At 59.2% G+C, this 22,860-nt stretch carries 20 protein-coding genes; 13 read left to right on the top strand and 7 right to left on the bottom strand.

Annotated features, from left to right (window positions below):
* Positions 1-268: 268 nt before the first annotated feature.
* Positions 269-898: a response regulator gene (locus AB4N74_RS20965; RefSeq protein WP_093441901.1), complete on the bottom strand. Its 630-nt coding sequence runs from the start codon at positions 896-898 to the stop codon at positions 269-271.
* An 85-nt stretch (positions 899-983) separates the two neighbouring features.
* Positions 984-3,380, bottom strand: a complete 2,397-nt coding sequence (locus AB4N74_RS20970) for a PAS domain-containing sensor histidine kinase (protein WP_460097097.1) — start codon at positions 3,378-3,380, stop codon at positions 984-986.
* Between the two features lie 73 nt (positions 3,381-3,453).
* Here AB4N74_RS20970 and AB4N74_RS20975 point away from each other — a divergent pair, with 73 nt between their 5' ends.
* Positions 3,454-4,437 carry an alpha/beta hydrolase family protein gene (locus AB4N74_RS20975; RefSeq protein ID WP_093441912.1) on the top strand — a complete coding sequence of 328 codons (984 nt, stop codon included), beginning with the start codon at positions 3,454-3,456 and terminating at the stop codon, positions 4,435-4,437.
* 126 nt (positions 4,438-4,563) lie between these two features.
* Here the strand turns inward: AB4N74_RS20975 and AB4N74_RS20980 are convergent, their stop codons facing one another.
* The 3 genes from AB4N74_RS20980 to AB4N74_RS20990 are packed head-to-tail and all read right to left on the bottom strand — an operon-like array spanning position 4,564 to position 7,020.
* Positions 4,564-5,331 (bottom strand): TerB family tellurite resistance protein, encoded by a 768-nt coding sequence (locus AB4N74_RS20980; RefSeq protein ID WP_093441918.1) that lies wholly within the window; start codon positions 5,329-5,331, stop codon positions 4,564-4,566.
* A 1-nt stretch (position 5,332) separates the two neighbouring features.
* The gene (murU, locus tag AB4N74_RS20985; protein WP_093441923.1) at positions 5,333-6,004 is read right to left on the bottom strand and encodes an N-acetylmuramate alpha-1-phosphate uridylyltransferase MurU; all 672 of its coding nucleotides are present in this window, start codon (positions 6,002-6,004) and stop codon (positions 5,333-5,335) included.
* Complete coding sequence (locus AB4N74_RS20990; protein WP_099757323.1) at positions 6,001-7,020, bottom strand: aminoglycoside phosphotransferase family protein; 1,020 nt, start codon at positions 7,018-7,020, stop codon at positions 6,001-6,003. The genes murU and AB4N74_RS20990 overlap by 4 nt, the downstream gene beginning before the upstream one ends.
* Positions 7,021-7,150: 130 nt before the next feature.
* Between AB4N74_RS20990 and AB4N74_RS20995 the strand changes: the two genes are divergently transcribed.
* The 11 genes from AB4N74_RS20995 (at position 7,151) to AB4N74_RS21045 (ending at position 21,262) form a co-directional block, all read left to right on the top strand.
* Positions 7,151-9,967 carry an LPS-assembly protein LptD gene (locus AB4N74_RS20995; RefSeq protein WP_460097100.1) on the top strand — a complete coding sequence of 939 codons (2,817 nt, stop codon included), beginning with the start codon at positions 7,151-7,153 and terminating at the stop codon, positions 9,965-9,967.
* Positions 9,948-11,264 carry a peptidylprolyl isomerase SurA gene (gene surA / locus AB4N74_RS21000; protein WP_147307367.1) on the top strand — a complete coding sequence of 439 codons (1,317 nt, stop codon included), beginning with the start codon at positions 9,948-9,950 and terminating at the stop codon, positions 11,262-11,264. The genes AB4N74_RS20995 and surA overlap by 20 nt, the downstream gene beginning before the upstream one ends.
* Positions 11,261-12,250: a 4-hydroxythreonine-4-phosphate dehydrogenase PdxA gene (gene pdxA, locus AB4N74_RS21005; RefSeq protein WP_093441935.1), complete on the top strand. Its 990-nt coding sequence runs from the start codon at positions 11,261-11,263 to the stop codon at positions 12,248-12,250. The genes surA and pdxA overlap by 4 nt, the downstream gene beginning before the upstream one ends.
* Positions 12,247-13,065 (top strand): 16S rRNA (adenine(1518)-N(6)/adenine(1519)-N(6))-dimethyltransferase RsmA, encoded by an 819-nt coding sequence (gene rsmA, locus AB4N74_RS21010; RefSeq protein WP_093441939.1) that lies wholly within the window; start codon positions 12,247-12,249, stop codon positions 13,063-13,065. The genes pdxA and rsmA overlap by 4 nt, the downstream gene beginning before the upstream one ends.
* Before the next feature lie 113 nt (positions 13,066-13,178).
* Positions 13,179-13,559, top strand: coding sequence for a Co2+/Mg2+ efflux protein ApaG (apaG, locus tag AB4N74_RS21015; RefSeq protein ID WP_099757326.1), 381 nt, complete (start codon positions 13,179-13,181; stop codon positions 13,557-13,559).
* Entirely contained in the window at positions 13,559-14,440 is an 882-nt protein-coding gene (locus AB4N74_RS21020; protein ID WP_460097103.1) for a symmetrical bis(5'-nucleosyl)-tetraphosphatase, read from the top strand. The genes apaG and AB4N74_RS21020 overlap by 1 nt, the downstream gene beginning before the upstream one ends.
* 33 nt (positions 14,441-14,473) lie before the next feature.
* On the top strand, positions 14,474-14,803 hold the full coding sequence (gene glpE / locus AB4N74_RS21025) for a thiosulfate sulfurtransferase GlpE (RefSeq protein ID WP_016983139.1): 330 nt from the start codon (positions 14,474-14,476) through the stop codon (positions 14,801-14,803).
* A 297-nt stretch (positions 14,804-15,100) separates the two neighbouring features.
* Positions 15,101-17,023 (top strand): PrkA family serine protein kinase, encoded by a 1,923-nt coding sequence (locus AB4N74_RS21030; RefSeq protein ID WP_007910115.1) that lies wholly within the window; start codon positions 15,101-15,103, stop codon positions 17,021-17,023.
* 121 nt (positions 17,024-17,144) lie between these two features.
* Positions 17,145-18,416, top strand: coding sequence for a YeaH/YhbH family protein (locus AB4N74_RS21035; protein WP_007910114.1), 1,272 nt, complete (start codon positions 17,145-17,147; stop codon positions 18,414-18,416).
* Positions 18,413-19,975, top strand: coding sequence for a SpoVR family protein (locus tag AB4N74_RS21040; protein WP_093441957.1), 1,563 nt, complete (start codon positions 18,413-18,415; stop codon positions 19,973-19,975). The genes AB4N74_RS21035 and AB4N74_RS21040 overlap by 4 nt, the downstream gene beginning before the upstream one ends.
* Before the next feature lie 63 nt (positions 19,976-20,038).
* Positions 20,039-21,262 (top strand): multifunctional CCA addition/repair protein, encoded by a 1,224-nt coding sequence (locus AB4N74_RS21045; protein WP_460097106.1) that lies wholly within the window; start codon positions 20,039-20,041, stop codon positions 21,260-21,262.
* A gap of 91 nt (positions 21,263-21,353) precedes the next feature.
* On the opposite strand, the gene folK is transcribed toward AB4N74_RS21045, so the two are convergent.
* Both folK and folB read right to left on the bottom strand, forming a co-directional pair.
* A complete protein-coding gene (folK, locus tag AB4N74_RS21050; protein WP_099757328.1) occupies positions 21,354-21,869 on the bottom strand; it encodes a 2-amino-4-hydroxy-6-hydroxymethyldihydropteridine diphosphokinase in 516 nt (171 codons plus the stop codon).
* Positions 21,860-22,216 (bottom strand): dihydroneopterin aldolase, encoded by a 357-nt coding sequence (folB, locus tag AB4N74_RS21055; RefSeq protein WP_064390789.1) that lies wholly within the window; start codon positions 22,214-22,216, stop codon positions 21,860-21,862. The genes folK and folB overlap by 10 nt, the downstream gene beginning before the upstream one ends.
* A 74-nt stretch (positions 22,217-22,290) precedes the next feature.
* On the opposite strand from folB, the gene plsY reads away from it, so the two are divergent.
* Positions 22,291-22,860, top strand: a complete 570-nt coding sequence (gene plsY / locus AB4N74_RS21060; protein ID WP_093441972.1) for a glycerol-3-phosphate 1-O-acyltransferase PlsY — start codon at positions 22,291-22,293, stop codon at positions 22,858-22,860.

Here is a 22,860-nt window from a genome sequence, read left to right on the forward strand (position 1 = left end):
GAGAATCGCCTCAGCCGGATGGAAGGTTGGGGGTAGGGATTGCCCTACAAGGATGGCGCTAATGGATAAGGCAGTGGCGAGGGTTGAGTTGCAGGCTGCAAGAACAAGCAAAAGCGCCTGTCGTTAATGGATATGCGCACATCGAGAGCTGAACAAAGAACCCTGTGGGAGCGAGCTTGCTCGCGAAAGCGGTGGGTCATTCAACTCATTCTGTGACTGATACACCGCATTCGCGAGCAGGCTCGCTCCCACAGGGGAACAGTGCTGATCAGAGGAGTTTGTGTTCCATCGCGTACTTGACCAGTTCGGCCAGCGAGGTGATGTTGAGTTTCTGCATCAAACGCGCCTTGTGGGTGCTGATGGTTTTGCTGCTCAGCGCCAGTTGCTGGGCGATGTCATTGACGTTGGCGCCTTGGGCCAAGCGTTCGAACACCGAGAACTCGCGTTCGGACAACAAAGAATGCAGCGGCCGCGCATCGGTCAGGCCGACTTCGAAGACCATGCGATCCGCCAGATCCGGATCAATGTAACGCCCACCGGCCGCGACCTTGCGAATGGCGGTGAGCAACAACGCCGGATCACTGTCCTTGGTCGCATACCCGGCCGCGCCCACCTTCAGCGCGCGTGCGGCCATTTGCGCTTCGTCGTGCATCGACAGCACCAGAATCGCTGGCGGATTGTTCAGAGCACGGATGCGCGGGATCGCTTCGAGGCCATTGACCCCGGGCATGGAGATGTCGAGCAGCACCACTTCGCACGGCACATTGCGCAGGGTTTCGAGCAGTTGCTCACCATTGCTCGCCTCGCCCACCACTTGCAGATCCTTGGCCAGGCCAATCAATTGCTTGATGCCTTCGCGGACAATGGTGTGGTCTTCGGCTACCAGTACACGGATCAAATCTTTTCTCCAGATTTCAGGTACACACCAATCCCTGTGGGAGCGAGCCTGCTCGCGATAGCGTCAGCCCAAACACCACAAATTTTCAAACCTCACTCACCGGCACCCGCACCACCAGGCTGGTGCCCTCCCCCGGCTCAGTCTCCAGCGTCAACCTCCCGCCCATGATCAGCACCCGTTCGCGCATGCCCACCAGACCAAACGAAGTCGGCCGACCGCCAGCGGGGGCAAATCCTACGCCATCATCACTGACCGTCAGGCACAATTCGTCGCCCTCCAGTGCCAGCGTCAGTTCCACAGTATGCGCCTGGGCATGGCGCATCACATTGGTCAGCGCCTCCTGCAAGATCCGGAACAGGCCAATCGCCTTGGCATCACTGAGCGCCGGCAGATTGTCCGGCACCTGCACCAGACACGGAATCTGCGTACGCGCCTCGAAGCGCCGCGCCTGCCACTCGATTGCCGACGCAATCCCGGCATCGAGAATCGGTGGTCGCAGCGCCGTCGCCACATCACGCACCAATTGAAATAACTGGGCGATCAGGCGCTTCATGCTGTTCAACCGTTCGTTCAGACCGGGATCGAGTTGCGCGTAGGCCAGTTCGCACATCGATGTTTCCAGTTTCAGCACCGTCAACATCTGCCCCAATTCATCGTGAACCTCGCGGGCAATTCGCGCCTTCTCTTCTTCACGCACGCTTTCAAGGTGCGCCGACAGTTCACGCAATTGCTCGCGGGAGGCCGCCAGTTCCAGCTCGATACGCTTGCTCTCGCTGATGTCCCAGACGATGCCGTCCCAGACATATGCGCCGTCCTCCAGTTGCCGGGTGATCGCTTTGATCTCGGCCCAGCGCTGCTCGCCCTGGCGCGTGAGGATCCGGCCTTGCCATGACCAGTCACTGTCGGTGTCCAGCGCCTGATCCTGAGTGCGGTGATAACTCGCCTTATCGTCGGGATGCACCAGGCTGCGCAGGCCCATGTCGCGATGGGCAATGGCGGCCGGGGCATAGCCGACCAGACTTTCGCTGCCCTCGCTGATATAGGCAAAGTCGATCTGCCCGGTCACCGGCGCCCGCTCCAGACGGAACACCAGCCCCGGCACATTCGCCGCAATGCCTTGCAGACGCGCCTCGCTTTCCTGCAACGCCGCCAGAGCCCGGCGGCGCTCGGTGACATCGGTGAGGTAAACCACCAGGTATTCGCTGTCGCGAAAGCGCAGGAAACTCAGCGACACGTCCGCGGGCAAAACACTGCCGTCGGCGCGCACGCAACTGGTTTCGAAACTCAGCGGCCCTTCTTCGCTGGCCCGCGCGCGCTTCCACAGATTGAGCCAGCGATCCATGTGCAGCCCCGGCTCGAAGTCGATCAGGGGACGCTCGATCAACCCGCCTGAGGGGTAACCGAGCATGTTTTCCGCCGCGCGATTGGCGTAGCGCACATGGCTGTCCCAGTTGACCCAGAGGATGCCGACGGTGCTTTGATCGATGGAGAACTGCGTCAACCGCAGCGCTTCTTCGCTGGCCGCGCGCAAGGCGATGTCTTCCCGGGCGGCCAGCAATCGCTGCTCCAGGCTATGCTGTTGGCGGCGCTGCCAGAACACGATCGCGACACAACTGAGCAGCATCACCGCAAACAACAGACTGAGGTTCTGCCAGAAGCCGGGCGACTCCGACAGTCGCGGGTATTTCGGTTGCAGCCATTGGTTGTGCAGTTGCTCCAGATCTTTGGCCGGAATCGCGCGCAAAGCACTTTGCACAATACCGGCCAGCTCCGGCCAATCACGGCGCGAACCGACTCGCAGCAGTTGCGGCAGGCCGATATCGCCGACCACCACCAGTTCGGCGAACTCCGGCTCTACCGACAACCGCCCGAGTTGTGCCTCGTCGACCACGGCGTAGGCAGCCTGCTGCGTCAACAGCAACTGCAAGGCTTGACGCTCCAGCGGCACGCCTTGCAGGTTCAGATGTGGATAGTTGCTGCGCAGGTAATCGGCAGTACTGCTGGGCATGCGCACGGCGACGCGGACCTGGCTGTCGAGTTTCTCCAGATCGATCACGCCACTGGCCTTCTGATCACTGACCACCAGTTGCGGCACGCGCATGTAGGGATCGGAGAACTGCCACAGACGCAACGCACTCGGGGTTTGACTCAGGCCCGGAGCGATATCGATCTCGCCCTCGCGCACGGCGGTTTCCAGTTGTGCGAGATCCTGAAAGTTACGCCAGCTCAGTTCGACATTGAGCGTCTTGGCCAACAACTTCATCAGTTCGACATTGGCCCCGGACAGCCGCTGCAAACGCCGGTCGTATTGCGCATACGGTGCTTGCAGGACCAGACCCACGCGCAGTTCATTGTGCTGCGCCAGCCATTGCTGCTGGCCCGCCGACAATTGCGCAACGTGGGCCGGGGGCGCAGGCGCCGCCCAGCCCATCAAGGGAAACCACAAACAGCCGATAACCCACAGGCAGCAAAATCGCTTCATTGAAGTCTCATACACTGACAAATTCTGACCAACCCATTAGGCTGCCGGGATACTTTCTGGCCTGGAATAACCGATGCCCTCTGTTTACCGCCTGGCAATGCCAGCATTGTGCCTGTCGCTGATCCTGCCCTGTGCGTTTTCCGTCAACGCCGCCGACCCCACTCCTGCGGCGGAAAAACCGGCAGAAGAAAAACCGGCCGAACGCCAGCCACTGCTAGAGCGTAGTCAGGAAGAGGCCGCCGCACTGGAACGTAAAGTCCCGGCGCAAGAACAGCAACAATTGCAGGCCGGCAGCGACAGCTTCCTCGCCCTGTGGAAACCGGCCAACACCGCCGAGCCCAAAGGCGCGGTGATCATCATCCCTGGCGCCGGCGAAACCGCTGACTGGCCGCAGGCAATCGGCCCATTGCGGCGCAAACTGCCGGATGCAAAATGGAGCAGCCTGAGTATCACCCTGCCCGACCTGCAAAGCGACGCCATCGCACCGCGCGTGGTTGAAGCGCCGGTTGCGCCGAAAGCACCGGAGTCGGGTAGCAAGGACTCCACCACCGCGCAGCCAATTGAACAAGCCGCTGGCGGTGAAGCCGAAGTGGCGGATCAAGTGGTCGCCGAAACCACTGAAGAACAATCCAAGGCTGACGCCGAACGCATCTTCGCGCGCATCGACGCCGCGATTGCCTACGCCGAACAGCAGAGCGCACGCAGCATTGTCGTGCTCGGACACGGCACTGGCGCCTATTGGGCCGCGCGATACCTGGGCGAGAAACAAACCGCGCAGGTAGAGAAGTTCGTCATGGTCGATGCGCAGATGCCAGCCAAGGCCAAACCGCCACTGGCCGAGCTGACGCCAACGCTGAAGCTGCCGACCGCAGATATTTTCTACATGGACAAGCCGTTGGATCGCAACGCCGCGCTGGAGCGCATGCAGGCGAGCAAGCGCTTGAAGACTTCGGCGTTCAGCCAAGTGGCGCTCAGAGCTTTGCCAGACAGCAAGGCTGAGCAGGAACAGTTGTTCCGTCGGGTGCGTGGCTGGTTGAATCCGCAGAACATGGACTGACCGAATAAGACCGAGTCGCCCGCATTCGCGAGCAAGCTCGCTCCCACAATGGATTGTGTGCACAGATCCAATGTGGGAGCGAGCCTGCTCGCGAAGGTGCCATCACCGCCAACACAGCTCTAACGACTAGCGAAAATCCCGCCGCTCACGAATCAACGTGTAAGCATTGTGCAGCTCCCGGGTTCTATCAGTCGCTTCACGCACCTGCGCTGGCGTCGCCCCCGTTCCGGCAATCTTGTCCGGATGATGACGACTGAGCAGGCGCCGATAGGCCCGTTTGATCTGCGCCGGTTCACTGGAGGCCGACACGCCCAATAAACGCATCGCCTCCTGATAGCTCACTGCAGCACTGACGATCGGACGCTTGCCCGGTTCGTAATCACTGGCCAGCGCCTGCACCTGATGCGTTGTCCAGCCCAGCCATTTGCCCCACTGCGCCAACAATTCACGCTCGCTGACGCCAGCACGACCATCGGCCCAGACCATCCGCCAGCACGCACGCAAGACACCCTCGGCCGCATGGGGCTGCGCGCTCAAGCGCCGCAGATAACCGCGCAGATTGTCATTTTCAGACTTGCCACGGTTGAATGCCGCGATGGCGCGGCGCGTTGCCGGCTCACTCATCTCCAGCGCACGCATCTCGTTGCGCGCCTGCTGGATATGCCCGTCGGTAACCCGACCATCACTCTTGGCCAGACGCCCGAGCAACACAAACAACAGTTCGTCGTTGCGCAGCATCGGCCGACCGCCGAGTTTTTCCCGCAAGTGTCCCCAGCTCTGCAAGTGCAGACGCCGATCCAGCGCCTGCCCCAACAATGCCCCAAGCATGGCCCCCGGAATGCTGGCGATTGCAAATCCCGCTCCGGCTCCAATCAGAGTCCCTGGCCACAACATGTCAGCGACTCGCTTCTATCAATGTTTCAGCTTCAGCCAGACGCTCATGCGTACCGACATCGACCCAGTGCCCTTTCAGGCGCTCGCCACTCACTTCGCCAGCCGCCATGGCTTTGCGCAGCAGCGGTGCCAGCTTGAACGCGCCGTCGACGCAGCCATCGAACAGTTGCGGATGCAGCACAGCGATGCCGCTGTAGGTCAGGGTTGCAGCATCAGGCTGGCCATCGATCACCTGGCCGTCGGCCAACGTGAAATCACCGTTCGGGTGATGCGTCGGGTTGTCCGCAAGGACCAGATGCGCGAGTCCGTTGATCGGCTGGTGCAGGACGCTGAAGTCATAATCGGTCCAGATATCACCGTTGACCACCAGGAACGCATCATCGCCAAGCATCGGCAGCGCCCGGAAAATCCCGCCGCCGGTTTCCAGTGGCTCGCCTTCGGGCGAGTACTGAATGCTCACACCAAATCGCGAACCGTCACCCAGATAATCCTCGATCTGCTGACCGAGCCAGGCGTGGTTGATCACGATCTCGTTGAATCCTGCGGCCGCGAGGGCGCGCAGGTGATATTCGATCAAGGGAACACCGCCGGCACGCACCAGTGGTTTCGGCGTGGTCAGGGTCAGCGGACGCATCCGCTCGCCTTTGCCTGCCGCCAGAATCATTGCCTTCATGCTGTTGCTCCACCCCGCAGGCTGGTGAACAGCGCTTGCAGTTCGGCCAATTCAGGACGACGCGCAATCACCGCTTCTATATAGGAGAAGAAACGTGGCACGTCGGCCAGGTAACGCGGCTTGCCATCACGATGACAAATGCGCGCGAAGATGCCGATAACTTTCAAATGACGCTGCACGCCCATCAGATCGCTGGCGCGCAGGAAGTCTTCGAAGTCCGGCTGCACTGGAATGTTCAACGCCAAAGCTTGCTGCCAGTAATTTTCCAGCCAGCCGCGCACGCGCTCTTCGGGCCAGCTGAGGAAGGCGTCCTTGAACAGGCAGGTCACGTCGTAGGTCACCGGGCCATAAACCGCATCCTGGAAATCCAGCACGCCGGGATTCGGTTCGCTGAGCATCAGGTTGCGTGGCATGTAGTCGCGGTGTACCAGCACTTTGGGTTGAGCGAGTGCGCTGTCGATCAGCAGATCACTAACCTGCTGCCACTGCTGTTGCTGAGTCGAATCAAATTCGACACCGAGTTCACGCGTCACATACCACTCGGGGAACAGTTCCAGCTCACGGCGCAGCAAGGCAACGTCGTAGCTCGGCAACGGTGCAACCATCGGCAATTGCTGAAAAGCCAGCAGCGCTTGCAGGGCATCGGCGAACAATGCGTCGGCATTTTCGCCATCGATCACGTCGAGATAGGTCTGGTTGCCCAGGTCATTGAGCAAAAGAAATCCGCGCTCGAGGTCCTCGGCATAAATTTTCGGCACATTTATTCCGGATTTCGCCAGCAAAAAAGCGATATCCACGAACGGTTTGCAGTTTTCCTGGGGCGGCGGTGCGTCCATCACGACGAAGCTGCGCCCCTCGCCTTCCCAGCGGAAGTAACGGCGGAAACTCGCGTCGCTGCTGGCCGCAGTCAACGTGGCCGGGGGCACGGTGCCCCAGCCCTGATCTGCAAACAGGATTGCCAACTGCTCATCGAGCCAAACTTTCAGGTGTTGCAAGCGTACATCTTGGTCAGGCATTGCAAGGGTCTCCGACGGCGCTAGCCGTCAAGCGGGTCATGCTTTATTATCCAGCATCTTTTTCAGACCATCGAGAGGCGTGCGGCCCACACCGCGGGCAGATGGCACGCAGGAAGCCCGGACTAATAAGATGGCATTGAAATCCCCCGCGTTTCGTAAAAAATTTCCGTTGTTGGTAACCGGCAGTCTGCTGGCTATGCAACCTCTGGCCAGTCAATTCGTTGTTGCCGCCGAGCAGTATGACTGCTCCGTCTCGGCTTCGGGTGGTTGGGCCTGTGCGCCCAAATCAACCGCTGCTGCGTTGCCGCCGCGTCCAGTGCATGACGGCAGTGCCGTCAGTGCTACGGGCGAAGCGGCGACCGAGAACGGTTCGGCTGCCGACACAGCGCCTAAAACGGCGCTGGTCACCGAAGCCAAGGGCCGCGGTTTGAAATCCCGTAGCGAAGACTTCAGTCACCTCGACTGGGTTCCGCGCGAGAAGCTCACCGCCGCTCAATTGGCCGAGACCGGGCCTTACTGCTCTGGTGCCTACATCGAACCGGTTCGTCCTGGCATGAATGACAAGACGAACAAAAGCGATGCTCCGACCTTTATCGGCGCAAAAGCCTCGCGCTATAACACCGATGATCAAGTCGGTACGCTGGCCGGTGATGTTGTCCTGCGTCAGGGCAGCATGCAGGTCGAATCCGACGAGGCCAGCCTGTATCAGGCCGAGAGCCGCGCCGAACTCAATGGCGATGTACGTATCCGCGACAACGGCGCGCTGATCGTCGGCGACCACGCCGATGTGCAGCTCGACACCGGTGAAGCCAAGGTCGACAACGCCGAATACGTGATGCACAAATCGCGTATCCGCGGTAACGCGCTGTACGCCAAGCGTGCCGAGAACGCGATCATCCGTTTGAAGGACGGCACGTACACCACGTGCGAACCGAACAGCAACGCCTGGCAGCTCAAGGGCAACAACATCACCTTGAACCCGGCCACCGGCTTCGGTACCGCGACCAACGTGACGCTGCGCGTTAAAGACATTCCGATTCTGTACACGCCGTACATCTACTTCCCGATCGACGACCGTCGCCAGTCGGGCTTCCTGCCGCCGACCATTGGCAGCGGCAGCGATACCGGCTTCATGCTGGTCACCCCGTACTACTTCAACCTGGCGCCGAACTACGATGCCACGTTGTACCCGCGCTACATGAGCAAGCGTGGCATGTTGGTGGAAGGCGAATTCCGTTACCTGACCAAGTCGAGTGAAGGTCAGTTTGGTGCGGCGTATCTGAACGATGACGATACCGAGCGCAGCAAGCAGACCGACTACGAAAAAACCCGTTACATGTACAACTGGCAGCACAAGGGCGGTCTCGACTCCCGCGTGCTCACCGAAGTCGACTACACCAAGATCAGCGATCCTTATTACTTCCAGGATCTGCAGACTGATCAGATTGGCGTGAAAAGCAGTGACTACGTGAACCAGCAGGGCGCGATCACTTACCGTGGCGACAGCTACACCGCCCGCCTGAATGCGCAGCAGTACCAGTTGGCAACCGTTTCCAACATCACGCCGTATGGCCGTCTGCCGCAGATCACCTTCAATGGTCAGCTGCCATATCACCCGGAAGGTCTGAACTTCGACTACGAGACCGAGCTTGTCCGGTTTGATCGTGATCTGAAAACCGGCACTTTCACTCAGGAAGACGGTATTACGACTGAGTCTAGACTGGACAACAACGTTCAAGGCCTTGCACGCGCTAACGGCGACCGTCTGAACCTGAAGCCTGGTGTCAGTCTGCCAATGAACTGGACTTATGGCTTCCTGAAGCCGTCGCTCAAGTACCAGTACACCCAGTATCAATTGGATCTGGACGGTACCGGCAAATCCCAAATCGTTGATCAGCAAAATGCCGCAGCTGCGGCAGGTACTGATTACGTAGGCGGCAAGTTCGGCAGTAACCAGAACCGTGGCGTACCAATTGCCAGCATCGACAGCGGTCTGTACTTCGACCGCAATACGTCTTTCTTCGGCAAGAACTACCGTCAGACACTGGAACCGCGACTGTTCTACCTCTATGTACCTGAGGAGAATCAGGAAGATATTCCAGTATTCGACACCAGCGAATACACCTTCAACTACGCCTCGCTATTCCGCGACAACCGTTTCTCCGGCTCCGACCGTGTCGGCGACGAGAACAAGCTGTCGCTGGGCGTGACCAGCCGCTGGATCGAAGACGACGGTTTCGAACGTCAACGCATCAGTGTCGGCCAGGCTCTGTACTTCAAGGATCGCGAAGTTCAACTGCCAGGTATCGACGCCAAAACCCGTGACGATGCGAAGTCCAACGTTTCGCCATATGCACTGGAATACGAATACCGCTGGAACCGCGACTGGCGCACCACGGCCGACTACAACTGGGATCCGGACAGCCGCAGCCCACGTTCCGGCAGCGCGATGTTCCACTACCAGCCTGAAGACAACCCGAACAAGGTTATCAACGCCGGCTATCGCTATCGCAATGACCAGGTTCGTTACGACCAGAACACCGGTAAATGGTCGGTGGGCGGTGGTGACTACGGCACCCCTGGCCAGCCTGGCTACGTGAAGGACTACTACAAGATCCAGCAGCATGACTTCTCGGTCATCTGGCCGATCGTTCCACAGTGGAACGCGATCAGCCGCTGGCAGTATGACTACAACCGTAACCGTACCCTGGAAGCCTTCGGTGGTTTCGAGTACGACAACTGCTGCTGGAAACTGCGCCTGATCAACCGTTACTGGGTTTCCTATGACGAGTTCAGCCAGGAAGCTCCGCAAAACGAAAAAGGCGACCATGGCGTCTTCCTCCAAATTGTTCTGAAGGGACTCGGCGGCCTCACTGGCGCCAAGGTAGAGAGCTTCCTCGACAAAGGCATTCAAGGTTATCGTGAACGTGAAGACCAAGCTTTCTGATTGTCTGCGCCCGCTGATGCTGGGCGCGCTGTTCCTGGGTACTGCGGCGAACGCCGCAGTTCAATCCATCGACAAAGTGGTAGCGATCGTCGACAACGATGTGGTCATGCAGAGCCAACTGGACCAGCGCGTCCACGAAGTGCAGCAGACCATCGCCAAGCGTGGTGGCGGCCTGCCGCCTCCTGGCGTACTGGATCAACAGGTGCTTGAGCGCCTGATCGTCGAAAACCTGCAACTGCAGATCGGCGAACGCTCCGGCATCCGCATCACCGATGAAGAACTGAACCAGGCGGTCGGCACCATTGCCCAGCGCAATAACATGTCGGTTGAGCAGTTCCGTGCTGCTCTGGCTCGCGACGGCCTGTCCTACGACGACGCCCGTGACCAGATCAAACGCGAAATGGTCATCAGCCGCGTACGTCAACGCCGCGTGGCAGAACGCATTCAGGTCTCCGAGCAGGAAGTGAAGAACTTCCTCGCCTCCGACCTGGGCAAGATGCAACTGTCCGAAGAGCTGCACCTGGCCAACATCCTGATCCCGACGCCGGAAAGCGCCAACTCTGAAGCGATTCAGAACGCTGCCCGTCAGGCCATGGAGGTTTACCAGCAACTCAAGCAAGGCGCTGACTTCGGCCAGATGGCCGTTGCCAAGTCCGGCAGCGACAACGCACTGGAAGGCGGCGACATGGGCTGGCGTAAAGCCGCGCAACTGCCTCCGCCGTTCGACCGCGAGTTGAGCAGCATGGCTGTTGGCGACATCACGCAACCTGCACGCACGCCGGGTGGTTTCATCATCCTCAAGCTGCTGGCAAAACGTGGTGGCGAAGCGCAGATGCGCGATGAAGTGCATGTACGTCACATTCTGGTTAAGCCGAGCCCGATTCGCGATGAAGCGAAGACCAAGGCACTGGTTCAATCCTTGTACGAGCGCATTCTGGCCGGTGAAGATTTTGCCACTCTGGCGAAAAGCTATTCCGAAGACCCGGGTTCGGCGCTCAACGGCGGCGACCTGAACTGGATCGACCCGAACGCACTGGTACCGGAATTCCGCGAAGTGATGGCCAAGACCCCACAAGGTCAGCTGTCCAAGCCATTCCAGACTCAATATGGCTGGCACGTTCTGGAAGTCCTTGGCCGTCGCGCCACTGACAGCACTGAACAGGCCCGCGAGCAGCAAGCCATGACCGTACTGCGTAACCGCAAATACGACGAAGAGCTGCAAACCTGGCTGCGTCAGATCCGTGACGAAGCGTACGTAGAGATCAAACTCCCTGGTGCAGACCAGGCAGCGCAGTGAAACCCAAGCGTTTCGCGCTGACACCCGGCGAACCAGCCGGCATCGGTCCCGACCTGTGCCTGCTGCTCGCCTCGCAAGCCCAGCCACATCCCCTGATTGCCATCACCAGCCGCGACTTGCTCCTTGAGCGGGCCGCGCAGCTGGGGCTGGCCGTCACTTTGCTGGATGTTGCGCCTGATCACTGGCCGGACGCTCCGGCGCCCGCAGGCAGCCTGTATGTCTGGGATACGCCGCTCAGCGCCCCCGTGGTTGCCGGGCAACTGGACAAAGCCAACGCCGCATTCGTCCTCGAGACCTTGACCCGCGCCGGCAATGGCTGCCTGAACGGTGATTTCGCCGGAATGATCACCGCGCCTGTGCACAAAGGCGTGATCAACGAGTCCGGCATCGCCTTTTCCGGGCACACAGAATTCCTCGCCGACCTGACTCATACCGCCCAAGTGGTGATGATGCTCGCCACGCGTGGTTTGCGCGTGGCACTGGTCACCACTCACCTGCCCCTGCGCGAGATTGCCGACGCAATCACACCAGAACGGCTGGAGCGCGTGACGCGGATTCTGCACAGCGACCTGCAACACAAATTCGGCATCGCCCAGCCACGCATCCTGGTCTGCGGACTCAACCCGCACGCCGGTGAAGGCGGCCACCTGGGCCATGAAGAAATCGACATCATTGAACCGACATTAGAGCGCCTGCGCGGCGAGGGCATGGACCTTCGTGGCCCGCTGCCTGCCGACACTCTGTTTACCCCCAAATATCTGGAGCACTGCGACGCAGTGCTGGCGATGTACCACGACCAGGGTTTGCCTGTGCTTAAGTACAAAGGCTTCGGCGCTGCCGTCAACGTGACCCTGGGTCTGCCGATCATCCGCACGTCGGTCGATCACGGCACCGCCCTCGATCTGGCCGGCAGCGGCAAGATCGACACCGGCAGCCTGCAAGTCGCCCTGGAAACCGCCTACCAGATGGCCGAGACCCGTTTATGACCGAGCAATACCAACACAAGGCGCGCAAACGCTTTGGCCAGAACTTCCTGCACGATGCCGGCGTTATCGACCGCATCCTGCGCTCCATCAGCGCCAAGTCTGAAGACCGCCTGCTGGAAATCGGCCCGGGCCAGGGCGCACTGACCGCCGGCCTGCTGTCCTCCGGCGCACAACTCGACGTGGTGGAACTGGACAAGGATCTGATCCCGATCCTCAACCAGCAGTTTGCCGGCAAGGACAACTTCAATCTGCATCAGGGCGATGCACTGAAGTTCGACTTCAACACGCTCAACGCCGCGCCAAACAGCCTGCGTGTGGTTGGCAACCTGCCGTACAACATCTCCACGCCGCTGATTTTTCACCTGCTGAACAATGCCGGCATCATTCGCGACATGCACTTCATGCTGCAGAAAGAAGTGGTCGAGCGTCTGGCCGCAGGTCCTGGCGGTGGTGACTGGGGTCGCCTGTCGATCATGGTTCAGTACCATTGCCGTGTGGAACACCTGTTCAACGTTGGCCCGGGCGCGTTCAACCCGCCGCCGAAGGTCGACTCGGCCATCGTCCGCTTGGTGCCGCACGCCGTACTGCCGCACCCGGCCAAGGATCACAAGCTGCTGGAGCGCGTTGTGCGCGAAGCGTTCAACCAACGCCGCAAGACCTTGCGCAATACCCTCAAGCAACTGCTCAGCAATGCCGAGATTGAAGCCGCCGGCGTCGATGGCAGCTTGCGTCCGGAGCAACTGGATCTGGCCGCGTTCGTACGTCTGGCCGACCAGCTCGCGGTACAAGTCCCGGCCTCCCCCGCCGCCGACTGATAAACGATGAACGCTATCGGGCAGGACGCCACTCTGGTTTACTGCCCGATACTTGCCTAGACTGAATCCCCATCAGCTACGCCCCGCGTTCCGCTTCGTTTAAGGCCTCTTGCATGTCCGATTCCCGTTACCAGGTCGATGTCAGCGTCGTCACCCGCTATCTGGCAGACCAATCGCAACCCGAGCACGACCGCTTCGCCTTCGCCTACACCATCACTGTGCAGAACAATGGCGCCATCCCGGCCAAGCTACTTTCGCGGCACTGGGTGATCACCGACGGTGATGGCCATGTAGAGGAGGTGCGCGGCGCTGGCGTGGTCGGCAAACAACCGCTGATCGAGGCCGGCGAAAGCCACACCTACAGCAGCGGTACAGTGATGACCACCAAGGTCGGCACCATGCAAGGCACTTACCAAATGGTTGCCGACGACGGCAAACATTTCGACGCCATCATCAAACCTTTCCGCCTGGCGGTGCCCGGAGCCCTGCACTGATGGCGACGTATGCCGTCGGCGACCTGCAAGGCTGCCTTGAGCCGCTCAAGTGCCTGCTCAAGCAAGTAGCGTTCGACACGAAACTCGATCGGCTATGGCTGGTGGGTGATCTGGTCAACCGTGGCCCGCAATCACTGGAAACTCTGCGCTTTTTGTATGGCATGCGTGAATCGCTGGTCTGCGTGCTGGGCAACCACGATCTGCACCTGCTGGCTGCGGCCAAGAACATTGAGCGTTTAAAGAAGTCCGACACCCTGCGCGAGATTCTCGATGCGCCAGACAGCGCCGAACTGCTGGAGTGGGTTCGCCAGCAGAAACTGATGCATTACGACGAGACACGCGATATCGCCATGGTGCATGCCGGCATACCACCACAATGGTCGCTGAGCCGCGCACTGAAGTGCGCCGCCGAAGTCGAAACGGCCCTGCGAGACGACAACATGCTGCTCGCCTACCTCGACGGCATGTACGGCAACGATCCGGCGAAATGGGACAACGATCTCAAAGGCGTGACTCGCTTGCGCGTCATCACCAACTACTTCACCCGCATGCGCTTCTGCACCACCGAAGGCAAACTCGACCTCAAGAGCAAGGAAGGCCTCGACACAGCACCCGCCGGATATAAACCGTGGTTTCAGCACAAGGATCGCAAGACCAAAGGCCTGCGCATCATCTTCGGCCACTGGGCGGCACTCGAAGGCAATATCCATGAGCCAGGTATCTCGGCGCTCGACACCGGTTGTGTCTGGGGCGGCAGCCTGACCCTGATGAATATCGACAGCGGCGAACGGCTGTCGTGCAAATGCGACGAACACGGCGGACTCGCACCAACTGTCGCACCACTTATCCCCGAAACTTCGCCAGTCAGCGCACCGCGTTAGACTGCGCTTTCAGCCGAGCAACAGGAACCCGCCATGAGCGAATTCAAACGAATCCCCCCGGAACAGGCCCAGGCCCTGCGTGAACAAGGTGCTGTCGTCGTCGACGTGCGCGACCCGGCGACTTTCGCCGCCCTGCACATCAGCGGCTCGAAGCATCTGGACAACCATTCCCTGCACGCTTTCATTCAAGGCGCTGACCTTGATGCGCCGACCGTCGTCGTCTGCTATCACGGCAACTCCAGCCAGGGTGCTGCGGCCTACCTGATCAGCCAAGGCTTCTCCGACGTCTACAGCATGGACGGCGGCTTCGAGCTGTGGCGTACGACTTATCCTGCGGAAACTGCGCAAGGCACCGCCGAATAATTTTTTTGTCACGCGCAGGCCCCGGCTGCCGTGGGCCCGCGCTGGCAGACGAACGGTCTTGCCACAACTAATTACGTATCTCGCCTTTACCTCCCGAATTCCCAACTATCCTTAAGCCCAGGCCATCCAAAACAGGGGAGAGCCGGTACACCGGCGCACGGGTCATCGGGAGTGACTTTCACGATTGTCGATCGTGAAAGTGTTCTGGGGGGTAAACAAACAGCTGCCTAAACGGTTGTTTGCCAGCATCGACTGAGTGATCCGGCGTCGGCTCCACGTATCGAGCGAGGTGACGTCATGAGTATCTTTAGCCACTTCCAACAACGCTTCGAGTCCACACGCCAGGAAGAACTCTCGCTGCAAGAGTACCTGGAGCTGTGCAAAAAAGACCGGAGCGCCTACGTTTCTGCCGCCGAGCGTCTATTACTGGCCATCGGTGAACCGGAACTGCTCGACACCTCGACCAATTCGAGGCTGTCACGCATCTTCTCCAACAAGGTGATCCGTCGCTATCCGGCCTTTGAAGACTTCCACGGGATGGAAGAATGCATCGACCAGATCGTCTCGTATTTCCGCCATGCCGCCCAAGGCCTGGAAGAGAAGAAACAGATCCTTTATCTGCTCGGTCCCGTCGGTGGCGGTAAATCGTCCCTGGCCGAGAAGCTGAAACAACTGATTGAAAAAGTGCCCTTCTACGCCATCAAGGGCTCGCCAGTATTCGAATCGCCTCTGGGTCTGTTCAACGCCACCGAAGATGGCGCGATCCTCGAGGAAGACTTCGGCATTCCACGGCGCTACCTGAACACCATCATGTCGCCTTGGGCGACCAAGCGCTTGGCCGAATTCGGCGGCGACATCAGCCAGTTCCGCGTGGTCAAACTGTACCCGTCGATCCTCAACCAGATCGCCGTAGCCAAGACCGAACCGGGCGACGAGAACAACCAGGACATCTCCGCACTGGTCGGCAAGGTCGACATCCGCAAACTCGAGGAATACCCACAGAACGACGCCGACGCCTACAGCTACTCCGGTGCGCTGTGCCGGGCCAACCAAGGCCTGATGGAATTCGTCGAAATGTTCAAGGCACCCATCAAGGTGCTGCACCCATTGCTGACTGCGACGCAAGAAGGCAACTACAACAGTACCGAAGGCCTCGGCGCGATTCCGTTCACCGGGATCCTGCTCGCCCACTCCAACGAATCGGAATGGCACACTTTCCGCAACAACAAGAACAACGAAGCGTTCATCGACCGGATCTATATCGTCAAAGTGCCGTACTGCCTGCGCGTCAGTGACGAAGTGAAGATCTATGACAAACTGCTGTTCAACAGCTCTCTGGCCAAAGCGCATTGCGCGCCTGACACCCTGAAGATGCTCGCGCAGTTCACTGTGCTGTCGCGCCTCAAGGAGCCGGAGAACTCCAACATCTATTCGAAGATGCGCGTCTACGACGGCGAAAACCTCAAGGACACCGATCCGAAGGCCAAGTCGATCCAGGAATACCGCGACTCGGCAGGCGTCGACGAAGGCATGAACGGTCTGTCGACCCGGTTTGCCTTCAAGATCCTGTCCAAGGTCTTCAACTTCGATCCGCATGAAATCGCTGCCAACCCGGTGCACCTGCTCTACGTGCTGGAACAGCAGATCGAACAGGAACAATTCCAGGCCGAAACCCGCGAGCGCTACCTGCGCTACCTGAAGGAATATCTGGCGCCGCGTTATATCGAATTCATCGGCAAGGAGATCCAGACCGCGTACCTCGAGTCTTACAGCGAGTACGGCCAGAACATCTTCGACCGCTACGTGCTGTATGCGGACTTCTGGATTCAGGACCAGGAATACCGCGATCCGGAAACCGGCGAGATTCTCAACCGCGTCGCGCTGAACGAAGAACTGGAGAAAATCGAAAAACCGGCCGGCATCAGCAATCCGAAGGATTTCCGCAACGAGATCGTCAACTTCGTACTGCGCGCACGCGCCAACAACAACGGCAAGAATCCGACCTGGCTCAGCTACGAGAAACTGCGGGTGGTCATCGAGAAGAAAATGTTCTCCAACACCGAGGACCTGCTGCCAGTCATCAGCTTCAACGCCAAGGCCAGCAAGGAGGATCAGCAAAAGCACAACGACTTCGTCACTCGAATGGTCGAACGCGGCTACACCGACAAACAGGTACGGCTTCTTTCCGAATGGTACCTACGGGTACGGAAGTCGCAGTGAAGCAGCTGCAAGCTTCTAGCTACGAGCTGCAAGAACAAAGCGCGTAACCCACTGATGCCCGGGAACCTGCTTTTACTTGCAGCTTGAAGCTCACAACTTGAAGCTGCCCGGAGGGCTTCCTATGAGTTATGTGATCGACCGACGTCTCAATGGCAAGAACAAGAGCACGGTGAACCGCCAGCGTTTTCTGCGGCGTTACCGTGACCACATCAAAAAGGCCGTCGAAGAGGCGGTCAGCCGCCGTTCCATTACCGATATGGAACACGGCGAACAGATCAGCATTCCCGGTCGCGACATCGACGAACCGGTGCTTCACCATGGCCGCGGCGGCAAGCAGACCGTGGTGCATCCGGGCAACAAGGAGTTCACCGCCGGCGAACACATCGCCCGCCCGCCGGGAGGCGGTGGCGGACGCGGCCCGGGCAAGGCCGGCAACTCCGGCGAGGGCATGGACGAATTCGTCTTCCAGATCACTCAGGAAGAATTCCTCGAATTCATGTTCGAAGACCTCGAACTGCCGAACCTGGTCAAACGCAACCTGAGCGGCACCGACACCTTCAAAACCGTACGCGCCGGGATCAGCAACGAGGGCAACCCGTCACGGATCAACATCATCCGCACCCTGCGCTCGGCCCACGCACGGCGCATCGCGCTGTCTGGCAGCAGTCGCGCGAAACTGCGTGAAGTCAAAGAAGAACTTGAGCGACTGAGGCGCGAAGAGCCGGACAACTTCGGCGATATTCAGGAACTCGAGGCCGAAATCGAAAAACTCAGCGCGCGCATCCATCGCGTGCCGTTCCTCGATACCTTCGACTTGAAGTACAACCTGCTGATCAAACAGCCCAACCCCAGTTCGAAAGCCGTGATGTTCTGCCTGATGGACGTCTCCGGCTCCATGACCCAGGCGACCAAGGACATCGCCAAACGCTTTTTCATCCTCTTGTACCTGTTCCTGAAACGGAACTACGACAAGATCGACGTGGTGTTCATCCGCCACCACACCAGTGCCCGGGAAGTCGACGAAGAAGAGTTTTTCTATTCACGGGAAACCGGCGGCACCATCGTATCCAGCGCCTTGAAGCTGATGCAGGAAATCATGGCCGAGCGTTACCCGAGCAACGAGTGGAACATCTACGCGGCGCAGGCTTCCGACGGCGACAATTGGAACGACGACTCGCCGATCTGCCGCGACATCCTGATCAACCAGATCATGCCGTTTGTGCAGTACTACACTTACGTGGAGATCACCCCGCGCGAACATCAGGCCTTGTGGTACGAGTACGAACGCATCGCCGAAGCCTTCTCTGACACTTTTGCCCAACAGCAACTGGTCTCGGCCGGGGATATCTATCCGGTCTTCCGTGAACTCTTCCAGCGCAGGTTAGTGACATGACCGCCAAAGAGCAGAAGCGCCAACCCATTTCCACCGGCTCCGAATGGACGTTCGAGCTGATCCAGACCTACGACCGCGAAATAGCCCGGATCGCGGCCCGCTATGCGCTGGATACCTACCCCAACCAGATTGAAGTGATCACCGCCGAGCAGATGATGGATGCGTATGCCTCGGTGGGCATGCCACTGGGCTACCACCACTGGTCCTACGGCAAACACTTCCTCAGCACGGAAAAGTCGTACAGCCGTGGGCAGATGGGCCTCGCCTACGAAATCGTGATCAACTCTGACCCGTGCATTGCCTATCTGATGGAGGAAAACACCATCTGCATGCAGGCGCTGGTAGTGGCGCATGCCTGTTACGGGCATAACAGTTTCTTCAAGGGCAATTACCTGTTCCGCACCTGGACCGACGCCAGCTCGATCATCGATTACCTGGTGTTTGCCAAGCAGTACATCATGCAGTGCGAGGAGCGTCACGGCATCGATGCAGTAGAAGACCTGCTCGACTCCTGCCATGCGTTGATGAACTACGGCGTCGACCGCTACAAACGTCCTTACCCGATTTCCGCCGAAGAAGAACGGCGTCGGCAGAAGGATCGTGAAGAGCACATGCAAAAGCAGATCAACGATTTGTGGCGCACCATTCCCAAAGGCGCGGATAAATACAGCGACAAGGACAACGCACGCTTCCCGGCCGAGCCGCAGGAAAACATCCTGTACTTCATCGAAAAACACGCGCCGTTACTGGAACCGTGGCAGCGCGAGATCGTGCGGATCGTGCGCAAGATCGCCCAGTACTTCTACCCGCAACGCCAGACCCAAGTGATGAACGAGGGCTGGGCAACATTCTGGCACTACACGCTGATGAACGACCTGTATGACGAAGGGCTGGTTACCGACGGCTTCATGATGGAATTTCTCACCTCGCACACCAGCGTGGTGTTTCAGCCAGGTTTCGATAGCCCTTACTACAACGGCATCAACCCCTACGCGCTGGGTTTCGCCATGTATCGCGACATCCGGCGCATGTGTGAAGAACCTACCGAAGAGGATCGTCACTGGTTCCCGGAAATTGCCGGGAGCGACTGGCTGTCGACCATCAAATTCGCCATGAGCAGCTTCAAGGATGAGAGTTTCATCCTGCAGTATCTGTCGCCCAAGGTGATCCGTGACCTGAAACTGTTCAGCATCATGGATGACGATCAGAAGGACGACTTGTTGGTGCCTGCGATTCATGACGAACCCGGCTACCGGATCATCCGCGAAACACTGGCCGCGCAATACAACCTCGGCAATCGTGAACCGAACGTGCAGATTTACAGCATCGATCGGCGCGGCGACCGCTCACTGACCTTGCGCCACCAGCAGCATGACCGCAAACCACTGGGTGATTCCACCGACGAGGTGCTTAAACACCTGCATCGCTTGTGGGGCTTCGATATCCATCTGGAAACCCTGCAAGGCGACCAGATCATGAAAACCCACCACGTACCGCCACGCAGTGAACACAGCGAAGGGGATTACGGTCGACTTGACCTTGCCGTCATTCATCTTTGATCCGGTTTCGGCCTCCGAAAGTCTGACGCAAGGGTTATTCTGTCGGGCTAACGGAGGTTTTTTATGCAGATTTTCAAGGTTGGCGGTGCCGTACGTGATCGCTTGCTGGGCAAACCAGTCACCGACATCGATTGGGTCGTGGTCGGTGCCAGCACGGAAGAAATGCTCGCCCAGGGTTATCGCCCGGTTGGCGCGGATTTCCCCGTATTTCTTCATCCCAAAAGCGGCGAGGAGTACGCCCTCGCCCGCACCGAACGCAAGAGCGGGCGCGGTTATGGCGGTTTCACTTTTCACGCCAGCCCCGAAGTGACGCTTGAAGAAGACCTGATTCGTCGCGACCTTACCATCAACGCCATGGCCGAGGACAATGAGCAAAATCTGACCGATCCCTACCATGGCCAGCGCGATCTTGAAGCACGGATTCTGCGCCACGTTTCTCCGGCGTTCGCCGAAGATCCCCTCCGTGTATTGCGCGTTGCCCGCTTCGCAGCGCGCTATGCCGGGCTGGGTTTTACTGTCGCACCGGAGACGCTGGAATTGATGCGTCAGCTCAGCGAGTCCGGTGAGCTGGAGGCGTTGACCGCTGAACGTAGCTGGAAAGAAATCTCCCGGGCACTGATGGAAGATCAGCCGCAAGTGTTCATTCAGGTGCTGCGCGACTGCGGCGCACTGAAAGTACTGATGCCAGAAGTCGACGCGCTTTTCGGTGTGCCACAACCGGAAGCGCATCACCCGGAAATCGATACCGGCCTGCACACCCTCAGCGTCCTGGAGCAATCGGCGCGGCACAAACAACCGCTGACGGTACGCTGGGCTTGCCTGCTGCACGACCTCGGCAAAGGTCTGACCCCAGAGGAAGAGTGGCCGCGACACATCGCCCATGAGCACACGGGGTTGAAGCTGATCAAAGCGGTCAACGAACGCTTTAAGGCACCAAAGGATTGTCAGGAGTTGGCCTTGTTGGTCGGCAAGTACCACACCCACAGCCACCGGGCGCTGGAGTTGAAGGCCTCGACGCTGCTTGAGCTGTTGCAGAACTTTGATGTGTATCGCCGACCGCAGCGGTTTGAAGAGTTTATCGCGGCATGCGAAATGGACGCCCGAGGCCGTAAAGGGCTGGAACAGAGAAGTTATCCACAGGCGGATTATTTGCGCGGTGCGGCGAAGGCTGCGCGAGAGGTTGCGGTGCAGCCGTTACTGGAGAAGGGATTCAAGGGCCCGGAACTGGGCGAAGCGCTGAAACGTGAGCGACTGAAGGCGTTGAAGGCTTACAAAGAGAACGCCTGACGCAAGATCAGAAGATCGCAGCCTGCGGCAGCTCCTACAGAGAAACGCATATTCCCGTGTAGGAGCTGCCGCAGGCTGCGATCTTTTGCTTTTAAAGATTCGGCGGGGTCAATTGCGCACCACGCCACTCGAACGCAACTGGCGCTAAAACCTGGTCAATCTGCGCCTCTGCCCACAACGTCGCGAAGCTTTTTCCCACACCCGGATGCATGCGATCCGGCGCAATCAGCGACAACGGCCACAACACAAAGGCATTTTTCAGAATTTCCGCACGCGGCAGAACCAAACCGTCAAAGTTGCCCGCCAGATCGCCATACAGCAGCACGTCAATATCCAACGGCAAGCCCTTGCGATCCGGTGCGTAGCGACCGTTATCCGCCTCAATGAATTTCAAGCGGCGATCCAGTTCCATCAACGGCAGGTCGGTATACGCCGACACCACGAAATTGAAGAACGGCCCGCTCTTGATGCCCACAGGCGCGCTTTCGAACACCGCCGAACAGCGGACATCCACCAGAAACGTCGCCAAAGCGTCGAGTCCAGCGCGCAAATGAGTTTCGCGCTCGATATTGCTACCGAGCCCGAGGTAGACCTGAGTCAGCGACATCCGCGCTCGATCTCCACACCCACGCCGCCCTTGGCAGCCGGAACGGCGCCGGGTTTGGTCAGCTTCAGGCGCACCCAAGTGATCTTGAATTCGCTCATCAGCACTTCAACCAGACGTTCGGCGAAGGTCTCGACCAGTTGAAACTGCGCTTGCTCGGCAAACGCCTGAATTCGCGTGGACACGCTGGCGTAGTCGAGCGCCAGGGTCAGGTCATCACCGGCGGCGGCCGGGCGATTGTCCCAGGCGAAGCTCAGATCAAGGCGCAGGCACTGGCGGATGCCGCGCTCCCAGTCGTAGGCACCAATCACGGTGTCGACTTCCAGGCCTTCGATAAACACTCTGTCCAAGCACTTCTCTCCGCTGCACGACAAGGGCGCAATGCGCCGTTAGAATCAGGGCGTCCTCGCCCGGAATAGTTAGCATGTTTTGGTTACTGGCGACTCTCGCCTACCTGCTCGGCTCGCTGTCCTTCGCCATTTTGCTCAGCCGCCTGACCGGAAACCCGGATCCGCGAATGAGTGGCTCGGGTAATGCCGGTGCCACCAACATGCTGCGCCTGGCCGGTCGCAAACTGGCGATCCTGACCCTGCTGGGTGATCTGTGCAAAGGCCTGGTGCCGGTGCTGATCGCTTCGACTGCCGGCCTTTCGCTGCAGGATCAGGCGTGGATCGGCGTGTGCGCCGTGATCGGTCACCTGTTCCCGCTGTACTTTCGCTTTCGTGGCGGCAAAGGTGTCGCCACCGCTGCCGGCATGCTGCTGGGCCTGTATCCGCCCGCCGCGCTGCTGGCAGTATGCGCCTGGTTACTGACGTTTTACCTGACCCGCACCAGCTCGCTCGCAGCACTGATCGCAACCCCCTTAACCCTGCCTTTGCTGGCCTGGCAGGAACCGGAAGCGCTGCTGCCGATGAGCGCGCTGACACTGCTGATCGTCTGGCGCCACCGCGGCAATCTACGCGACCTGTTTGCCGGGCGCGAACGGCATTTTTAG

The organism is Pseudomonas sp. H3_C08 (assembly GCF_054669455.1).